This is a genomic window from Streptomyces sp. KLMMK, assembly GCF_036961605.1.
Classification (GTDB): domain Bacteria; phylum Actinomycetota; class Actinomycetes; order Streptomycetales; family Streptomycetaceae; genus Streptomyces; species Streptomyces telluris.
In genome coordinates this window covers 1-8,747 of record NZ_JBAMDC010000278.1, presented here as the reverse complement: position 1 = coordinate 8,747, position 8,747 = coordinate 1, and the positions used below count along the sequence as shown (strand labels likewise).

The 8,747-nt window shown below is 71.5% G+C and carries 8 protein-coding genes; 4 read left to right on the top strand and 4 right to left on the bottom strand.

The genetic code is table 11. The annotated features are described in order from the left end of the window. Nucleotides 1-267 precede the first annotated feature (267 nt). On the bottom strand, nt 268-528 hold the full coding sequence (locus V7793_RS28005; RefSeq protein WP_336011382.1) for a hypothetical protein: 261 nt from the start codon (nt 526-528) through the stop codon (nt 268-270). A gap of 79 nt (nt 529-607) precedes the next feature. Between V7793_RS28005 and V7793_RS28000 the strand changes: the two genes are divergently transcribed. Then, nucleotides 608-871: a hypothetical protein gene (locus tag V7793_RS28000; RefSeq protein ID WP_336011379.1), complete on the top strand. Its 264-nt coding sequence runs from the start codon at nt 608-610 to the stop codon at nt 869-871. On the opposite strand, the gene V7793_RS27995 is transcribed toward V7793_RS28000, so the two are convergent. The 3 genes from V7793_RS27995 to V7793_RS27985 all read right to left on the bottom strand — a co-directional run bounded on the left by V7793_RS27995 (nt 810) and on the right by V7793_RS27985 (nt 3,485). After that, nucleotides 810-1,670 (bottom strand): tyrosinase family protein, encoded by an 861-nt coding sequence (locus tag V7793_RS27995; RefSeq protein WP_336011376.1) that lies wholly within the window; start codon nt 1,668-1,670, stop codon nt 810-812. The two genes, V7793_RS28000 and V7793_RS27995, sit on opposite strands and share 62 nt — an antisense overlap. Before the next feature lie 64 nt (nt 1,671-1,734). Beyond that, entirely contained in the window at nt 1,735-2,103 is a 369-nt protein-coding gene (gene melC1 / locus V7793_RS27990) for an apotyrosinase chaperone MelC1 (RefSeq protein WP_336011374.1), read from the bottom strand. 356 nt (nt 2,104-2,459) lie between these two features. Continuing rightward, a complete protein-coding gene (locus V7793_RS27985; RefSeq protein WP_336011370.1) occupies nt 2,460-3,485 on the bottom strand; it encodes an ATP-dependent 6-phosphofructokinase in 1,026 nt (341 codons plus the stop codon). 283 nt (nt 3,486-3,768) lie between these two features. Between V7793_RS27985 and pta the strand changes: the two genes are divergently transcribed. From pta to pyk, 3 genes are all read left to right on the top strand, one after another. Next, nucleotides 3,769-5,877 (top strand): phosphate acetyltransferase, encoded by a 2,109-nt coding sequence (gene pta / locus V7793_RS27980; protein ID WP_336011367.1) that lies wholly within the window; start codon nt 3,769-3,771, stop codon nt 5,875-5,877. Nucleotides 5,878-5,979: 102 nt separating this feature from the next. Further along, on the top strand, nt 5,980-7,191 hold the full coding sequence (locus V7793_RS27975; protein ID WP_336011365.1) for an acetate kinase: 1,212 nt from the start codon (nt 5,980-5,982) through the stop codon (nt 7,189-7,191). Between the two features lie 72 nt (nt 7,192-7,263). After that, nucleotides 7,264-8,691: a pyruvate kinase gene (pyk, locus tag V7793_RS27970; protein WP_336011362.1), complete on the top strand. Its 1,428-nt coding sequence runs from the start codon at nt 7,264-7,266 to the stop codon at nt 8,689-8,691. Nucleotides 8,692-8,747: the final 56 nt, after the last annotated feature.

Sequence of the window (8,747 nt, the reverse complement as noted above, 5' to 3'; positions counted from 1 at the left end):
GCACCCGCATCCGTGACGGCGCGAGTACGGCGCCCAGCCTCCCACCGGCCGCACCGCCAAGCCACCGGACCCGAGCCCCCACCCCTCCCCCCGCTGCCAGCCTGCTCTGACCCGCACCCAACCCACGGATCTCAACCCCCGGCCCCGGCCCCCCGCCCCGGCACCCACCCCCTCACTGCCCCGCTGTACACCGCTCGCGGGGTAGCCGTGACGAAAGGGGGCGAGGCCTCCCCTCCGGGACCTCGCCCCCGCCCGCCCGCCGGCGGCTCAGCAGCCGACCGTGAAGCGCTGGCGGCGGTGCCGCGGCGTCTCGATCTCGTTCAGGAGCGCGACCGCGTAGCCCTCGGCGGAAATGCTCGACGTGCCGTCGGCGCCGGCCGGCAGGTCGTCGCCGCCGAGGCGGAAGGTGCCCGTGCGCTCGCCGGGCAGGAAGAGCTCGGAGGGCTGACGAAGGTCCGGTCGACGTCCGCCGACAGGGCGCGGAGCGCGTCGAGCAGTTCGACGTGCGCGGACGCCTCGGGCTTCCACTCCTCGGCGCCGCCGACGAAGAGCAGGTGGCTGCCCGCCGCGCGGCAGCTCCGGCGGCTTCACCCGGCTCGCGGACCGGATGGAGGAGGCGGGGCTGATCCACCGGGACCCGGACCCGGACGACCGCCGGGCCGCGCCCGCCGTGCTGACGGAGGCGGGCGAGCGGCCCTGGACCGCGCCCTGGAGCGGATCCTGCGGAAGCTGCGGGACGCGGGGTAGCGCCGGGGGCGGACCGGATGCCCCGGCCCGCCCCCGCCTCCCCCTCTCCCCCGGGCCGTCGCTTACGCGGCGTCGGTGTCGTACGCGTAGAACTTCCTGTGGTCGATCATGTCGGCGGGGGTGACCCGCTGCCCCTTCTCGCTCCACGGCTTCATGGGCTCGTTGAGGGCGACGATGTCCTTGACCGGCTCGACCGGCAGGTAGGCGGGCGCCTTCGGGTGGCGGCGCTGCCAGTCGGACCACAGCTTGTCGATGAAGCAGTGCAGCAGCCAGAACACCGGGTCGTTGGGCGACATGCCGGTGTTCATGTGGCCGCCGACCCAGCGGTGCACGGTGTTGTGCGGGCCGGTGTTGCCGTTCGCCCAGCCCTCGACGAGGTTGCGGAAGCCGGCCTTGGAGGTGGAGTTCCAGGGCGCCTCGTCGTAGTACGGGGCGGCCAGCGCGGCCTCGACCGTGGCGGCCGTGGGCAGCTGGGGCGTGGTCTTGCTGCGGCCCATCTCCCGCATCAGGAAGGGGCGTTCGTCAGCCTTGAAGTAGATCGGCCAGCGGCCGCCGCTGTACGCGAACGGGCCGTCCATGACCTGGGCGTCGCGCTCGCGCCCGTTGCCGCCGAGGAAGTCCGGGGCGAAGACCGGGTCGGACAGCGAGCGGTTGACGGTGAAGTCCCAGTACGGGAGCGTGACGGCCGGGTTGACGGACTGCAGGTCCCGCTCGAAGTCGAGCAGGAACTGCCGGTGCCAGGGCAGGAACGACGGCGAGACGTGACCGGTGCGCTCCTGGTCGTCCAGGTCGCTCATCACGAAGCGGTCGTGGATCTCGACGTACTTGTCGTAGCCGCCGCGGCGCTTGAGCTCCAGCAGCGCCTCCACGAAGTCGCGCCGCTCGGCCTTGGTGAGCTTTGCCTGGTTCTTGCGAACTGCCATGAGAATGTGGCCCTTTACGGAATCGGGATCAGCCGGATCGGACAGATGAGCCGGATCAGACGGATCAGACGAGGTTGGCGCCGCGCAGCGCGCGCACGGCGGCGCGGGTCACCTCGTACGGCGACGCGAACACCTCGTAGTGGTTCATCACGCTGATCCAGCCGTTGCCGCGCGGCATGATGTGCAGCGGGCGGCCGTCGACGAAGACGGCGATGCCGAAGTCGTGGTGGCCGCCGCTGCCGGAGGTGAGCCGGCCCTCGATGCGACGGCCCTCGTAGATCTCGTCGAACGGCTGGTGGCCACCGCCCTCGTGGCCGTGGTGGTCGTGCCCGCTCTCGGCGGCGAGGGCCTGCGCGGCCGGTCCTGCGAGCACGATTCCGGCGGCAGCGGCGGCGGTACGGCCGAGCATGCGGCGGCGGGTGAGGTCGGACACCCGGGTCCCCCTTCAGAAGAAACGTTCCTTCCGACCAGGAGGTCCAGCTCGTCGAGCTCCCCCGACCCCCGACCGGCGTAGATGATCATGAACGTAACAGATCTTCGGGAAGAGCCGGACATGTGGCGAGATACAGCCAATATGAGGCCGTATTAATAAAAGGCCCTTCCGGAAAGAGGCGGCGCGAAACCCGGGCAACACAGGAGAACCTCACGCACATGCCTCACACGACCGGAAGATTTCCGGCACATCAGCCAAAGCGTGGTATGCCTCACCAAAAGCCACGAGGCCCTCGCCGACCAGGTCGGCGAGGGCCTCGTAGGAAGAACCTCGTGGGGGACGAGGGGGCGGAAGGTCTAGAAGACCGACTCCGCCTCGTCCATCCGGTTCGCCGGCACGCGCTTGAGCTCGGTGACGGCGTCGGCGATCGGCACCATCTTGATGTCGGTGCCCTTCAGGGCCGTCATCTTGCCGAAGTCGCCGCGGTGGGCGGCCTCGACGGCGTGCCAGCCGAAGCGGGTGGCGAGGACACGGTCGTACGCCGTGGGCGTGCCGCCGCGCTGGACGTGGCCGAGGATGACCGGGCGGGCCTCCTTGCCCAGGCGCTTCTCCAGCTCGGCGGCGAGCTTGGTGCCGATGCCGGCGAAGCGCTCGTGGCCGAACTGGTCTATGGCGCCCTTGGCGTATTCCATCGAGCCCTCGGCGGGGTGCGCGCCCTCGGCGACACAGATGACGGCGAACTTCTTGCCCCGGGCGAAGCGCTCCTCGACCATCTTCACGAGGCCGTCGACCTCGAAGGCCCGCTCGGGGAGGCAGATGCCGTGGGCGCCGCCGGCCATGCCGGACTCCAGGGCGATCCAGCCCGCATGGCGGCCCATGACCTCGACGACCATCACCCGCTGGTGGGACTCGGCGGTGGTCTTGAGGCGGTCGATCGCCTCGGTGGCCACGCCGACGGCGGTGTCGAAGCCGAAGGTGCGGTCCGTGGAGGAGATGTCGTTGTCGATGGTCTTGGGGACGCCGACGACGGGCAGGCCCGCGTCCGACAGCATCCGGGCCGCGGTCAGCGTGCCCTCGCCGCCGATCGGGATGAGCACGTCGATGCCGTACTCGCGGGCGAGCTCCTTGGAGCTCTCGCAGGCCTCGCGCAGCCGGGCCCGCTCCAGGCGGGAGGAGCCGAGGATGGTGCCGCCACGGGCGAGGATGCCGCTGACCGCTTCCAGGTCGAGCTTGCGGTGCCGTCCGTCGAGCAGGCCCTTGAAGCCGTCCTCGAAGCCGATGACCTCGTCACCATGGCCGACGACCGCGCGGTGCACCACCGAGCGGATAACAGCGTTCAGGCCGGGGCAGTCGCCGCCTGCGGTGAGAACTCCGATGCGCATCGCGTGCTGTGTCTCCTGCTCTGGGGTCCCCCCTACCGAAGGTAAGGGGATGGTACATGTGAGCCGTGCCGATTGTTTCACGGTCCGATGGGTAGCGGCGCACCCCGGGCCGCGCCGGTCCCGGCCTCCGCCCCTGCGGGCCCTGACGCCTTGCTGACGCGCGCCTTAGCCAGGGGCGCAGGTATTGTCAAGAGGTCAAGCCCACCATAACGGGTAATTTTTAAGCCGAAGCACACGGCGAAGAAACACCGAAGAACACGGCGATGGAGCAAGGAGAGCACGCGTGACGCGCAGCGTGTACGTGACCGGGACCGACCGGGGCGACGGGCGCCAGGTCATCGAGCTGGGAGTCATGGAGCTCCTCACCCGTCAGGTGGACCGGGTGGGCGTGTTCCGCCCGCTCGTCCACGGCGACGGGCCGGACCGCCTCTTCGACCTGCTGCGGTCCCGCTACCGCCTGGGGCAGTCCGCCGGGTCCGGCCACGGCATGAGCTACGAGGAGGCCTCCGCGCTGCAGGCCGAGCGCGGCACGGACGAGCTCGTCTCGCGGCTGGTCGAGCGCTTCCACGCGGTCGCCCGCGACTACGAGTACGTGCTGGTGCTCGGCACCGACTACGTCGGCTCCACGCTCCCCGACGAGCTCGCCCTCAACGCCCGCCTCGCCAACGAGTTCGGCGCCTCGGTGATCACGGTCGTCGGCGGCCAGGACCAGACGGCCGAGTCCGTGCGGGCCGAGGCGCGCAACGCCTACCGCGCCTACGAGGCCCTGGGCTGCGACGTCGTCGCCCTGGTCGTCAACCGGGTCGCCCCGGCCGACCGCGAGGCCGTCGCCGAGCGCCTGTCGGCGAGCCTGCCCGTCCCCTGCTACGCCCTCCCCGAGGAGGCCGGGCTCTCCGCGCCGACCGTGGCGCAGATCGTCCGCAAGCTGAACGCCGAGGTGCTGCTCGGCGACGACGCGGGCCTGGCCCGCGACGCCAAGGACTTCGTCTTCGGCGGCGCCATGCTGCCGGTCTTCCTGCCCGCCCTGACCGAGGGCTGCCTGGTCGTGACCCCCGGCGACCGGGTGGACCTGATCGTCGGCGCCCTCGCCGCGCACAGCGCCGGCGCCCCGCCGATAGCCGGCGTGCTGCTGACCCTGGACGAGAAGCCGGGCCCGGACATCCTGGCGCTGGCCGGCCGGCTGGCCCCGGGCACCCCGGTCGTCTCGGTGCCGGGCGGCTCCTTCCCGACCGCGGCCGAGCTGTTCGCGATCGAGGGCAAGCTGGACGCGTTCTCGCCGCGCAAGGCGGAGACGGCCCTCGGCCTGTTCGAGCGGCACGTGGACACCGCGGAGCTGACGAACCGCATCGCCGTGGCCCGCTCCAGCCGCGTCACCCCGATGATGTTCGAGCACGAGCTGATCGAGCGCTCCCGCTCGGCCCGCCGCCGCATCGTCCTGCCCGAGGGCACGGAGGAGCGCGTGCTGCGCGCCGCGGACGTGGTGCTGCGCCGCGACATCTGCGACCTCACTCTCCTGGGCGAGGAGGGCGCGATCCGCAAGCGCGCGGGCGAGCTGGGCATCGACCTGGCCGCGGCGCAGATCATCGACCCGCAGACCTCCCCGCTGCGCGAGCGCTTCGCCGAGATCTACGCCAGGGCCCGCGCCCACAAGGGCATGACCGTCGAGCTCGCGCACGACGTGGTCACGGACGTCTCCTACTTCGGCACCCTGATGGTCCAGGAGGGCCTGGCCGACGGCATGGTCTCCGGCGCGGTGCACTCCACCGCCGCCACCATCCGCCCGGCCTTCGAGATCATCAAGACCGCACCGGGCGCGCAGATCGTCTCCTCGGTCTTCTTCATGTGCCTGGCCGACCGGGTGCTGGTCTACGGCGACTGCGCGGTCAACCCCGACCCGAACGCCGAGCAGCTCGCGGACATCGCGATCCAGTCCGCGGCGACCGCCGCCCAGTTCGGCGTCGAGCCGCGGATCGCGATGCTGTCGTACTCCACCGGCACCTCCGGCTCCGGCGCGGACGTCGACAAGGTGCGCAAGGCCACCGAGATCGTCCGCGAGCGCCGCCCGGACCTCAAGGTCGAGGGCCCGATCCAGTACGACGCCGCCGTGGACGCCGCGGTCGCCAGGACCAAGCTGCCCGGCTCGGAGGTCGCGGGCAGGGCCACCGTGCTGATCTTCCCCGACCTCAACACCGGCAACAACACCTACAAGGCCGTCCAGCGCTCGGCCGGCGCCGTGGCCGTCGGCCCGGTCCTGCAGGGCCTGCGCAAGCCCGTCAACGACCTCTCCCGCGGCGCGCTGGTGCAGGACATCGTGACCACGGTCGCGATCTCCGCGATCCAGGCCCAGGGCGAGGCCGGGAACGGAACCGCGCCGGGCGCGCCCGCCGTCTGACGCCCGTAGGCCGTACGGGACCGGCGCCCGGTCCCGTACGGCCGTCCCCCACCGACGTCCGAGACCCAGCCCCCCGAGACCCCCACAACCCGGAAAGCGTTCATGACTGCCAACCCCACCCGAGTCCTCGTCCTCAACTCCGGCTCCTCCTCGGTCAAGTACCAGCTGCTCGACATGGCCGACGGCGCCCGGCTGGCCGTGGGCCTGGTCGAGCGCATCGGCGAGGAGACCTCCCGCCTCGCGCACACCCCGCTCGCCACGGGCGGCGCCAAGCGCGAGCAGGAGGCGCCGATCGCCGACCACGAGGCGGCGCTGCAGGCGGTCGCCGCGGAGCTGGCCGCGGACGGGCTGGGCCTGGACTCGCCGGAGCTCGCCGCGATCGGCCACCGGGTGGTGCACGGCGGCCAGAAGTTCACCGCCCCCACCGTGATCACCGGCGAGGTGCTGGCGGAGATCGAGCGGCTCGTGCCGGTCGCCCCGCTGCACAACCCGGCCAACGTCACGGGCATCCGCACGGCGCAGGCGCTGCGCCCCGACCTGCCGCAGGTCGCCGTCTTCGACACCGCCTTCCACACCACGATGCCGGAGGCCGCCGCCCGCTACGCCATCGACGTGGCAACGGCCGACGCCCACATGGTGCGCCGCTACGGCTTCCACGGCACCTCGCACGCCTACGTCTCGCGCGAGACCGCGAAGCTGCTGGGCAAGGACCCCTCCGAGGTCAACGTCATCGTCCTGCACCTGGGCAACGGCGCCTCGGCCTCGGCGGTCGAGCGCGGCCGGTGCGTCGACACCTCCATGGGCCTGACCCCGCTGGAGGGCCTGGTCATGGGCACCCGTTCGGGCGACCTGGACCCGGCGGTCATCCTGCACCTGTCCCGCAACGCCGGGATGTCCACCGACGAGATCGACGCGCTGCTCAACAAGAAGAGCGGCCTGATCGGCCTGTGCGGCGACAACGACATGCGCGAGATCCGCCGCCGCATCGACGAGGGCGACGAGCGGGCGGCGCTCGCGTTCGACATCTACGTGCACCGGCTCAAGAAGTACATCGGCGCCTACTACGCGGTCCTGGGTACGGTCGACGCCGTGGCCTTCACCGCCGGCGTCGGCGAGAACGCGGCGCCCGTGCGCGAGGCCGCCGTGGCCGGCCTGGAGGGGCTGGGCCTGGCCGTGGACGCCGGCCGCAACGCCGTCCGGTCCGGCGAGCCGCGCCTGATCTCCCCCGACGGCGCCCGCGTCGCGGTCGCGGTCGTGCCCACCGACGAGGAGCTGGAGATCGCCACCCAGACGTACGACCTGGTCAGCGCTTGATCGCCGGCCATCCCTCGGTCGTTCCCACAGCTCGAATATTCCGCTCCGAAACAAACCGATAGGATCTGCCCCATGCGCCGTTCCAAAATCGTCTGCACCCTGGGCCCCGCCGTCGACTCCTTCGACCAGCTGAAGACGCTGATCGAGGCCGGCATGAACGTGGCCCGCTTCAACATGAGCCACGGGACCCACGCGGAGCACGAGGAGCGGTACCACCGCCTCCGCAAGGCCGCGCAGGAGACCGGCCGCGCGGTCGGCGTCCTCGCCGACCTCCAGGGCCCCAAGATCCGCCTGGAGACCTTCGCGGACGGCCCGGTGGAGCTGGTGCGCGGCGACGAGTTCACCATCACGACCGAGGACGTCCCGGGCGACCGCACCATCTGCGGCACGACCTACAAGGGCCTGCCGGGCGACGTCTCCAAGGGCGACCAGATCCTCATCAACGACGGCAACGTCGAGCTGCGGGTCACCGAGGTCGAGGGCCCGCGCGTGCGGACCATCGTCATCGAGGGCGGCGTCATCTCCGACCACAAGGGCATCAACCTGCCCGGCGCGGCGGTGAACGTCCCGGCCCTGTCCGAGAAGGACGTCGAGGACCTGAAGTTCGCCCTCGCCATGGGCTGCGACATGGTCGCGCTGTCCTTCGTCCGCGACGCCAAGGACGTCCTCGACGTCCACCGCGTCATGGACGAGGTCGGCCGCCGGGTCCCGGTCATCGCCAAGGTCGAGAAGCCGCAGGCCGTCGCCAACATGCAGGACGTCGTCATGGCGTTCGACGGCGTGATGGTGGCCCGTGGCGACCTCGCGGTGGAGTACCCGCTGGAGAAGGTCCCGATGGTGCAGAAGCGCCTCATCGAGATGTGCCGCCGCAACGCCAAGCCGGTGATCGTCGCGACCCAGATGATGGAGTCGATGATCACCAACTCGCGGCCGACCCGCGCCGAGGCCTCCGACGTCGCCAACGCCATCCTCGACGGCGCCGACGCGGTCATGCTCTCCGCCGAGTCCAGCGTGGGCGCGTACCCGATCGAGACCGTCAAGACGATGTCGCGCATCGTCGAGGCGGCCGAGGAGGAGCTCCTCTCCAAGGGCCTGCAGCCGCTGGTCCCGGGCAAGAAGCCGCGCACCCAGGGCGGCTCGGTCGCCCGCGCGGCCTGCGAGATCGCCGACTTCCTCGGCGCCAAGTCGCTGGTCGCCTTCACCAAGTCCGGTGACACCGCCCGCCGCCTGTCCCGCTACCGCGCGGCCCAGCCGATCCTGGCCTTCACCACGGACGCCTCCACCTGCAACCAGCTCACCCTGAGCTGGGGCGTCGAGACCTTCGTCGTCCCGCACGTGGAGAACACCGACGCCATGGTCGACCTCGTCGACGCCGAGCTGCTGAAGCTCAAGCGCTACAACGACGGCGACACCATGATCATCACGGCGGGCTCCCCGCCCGGCGTCCCCGGCACCACCAACATGGTGCGGGTACACCACCTCGGCGGCGAGAGCCGCTAGGTTCACCCCCTGCTCACGGCCGTGGGGGGGGGGGGGGGGGGGGGGGGGGGGGGGGG

Excerpts from the sequence above, each read along its gene's own strand:
- V7793_RS27985 (WP_336011370.1), bottom strand. The coding sequence starts at position 3,485 with ATGCGCATCGGAGTTCTCACCGCAGGCGGCGACTGCCCCGGCCTGAAC.
- V7793_RS27995 (WP_336011376.1), bottom strand. The coding sequence starts at position 1,670 with ATGGCAGTTCGCAAGAACCAGGCAAAGCTCACCAAGGCCGAGCGGCGC.
- V7793_RS28000 (WP_336011379.1), top strand. The coding sequence starts at position 608 with ATGGAGGAGGCGGGGCTGATCCACCGGGACCCGGACCCGGACGACCGC.
- pyk (WP_336011362.1), top strand. The coding sequence starts at position 7,264 with ATGCGCCGTTCCAAAATCGTCTGCACCCTGGGCCCCGCCGTCGACTCC.
- V7793_RS27975 (WP_336011365.1), top strand. The coding sequence starts at position 5,980 with ATGACTGCCAACCCCACCCGAGTCCTCGTCCTCAACTCCGGCTCCTCC.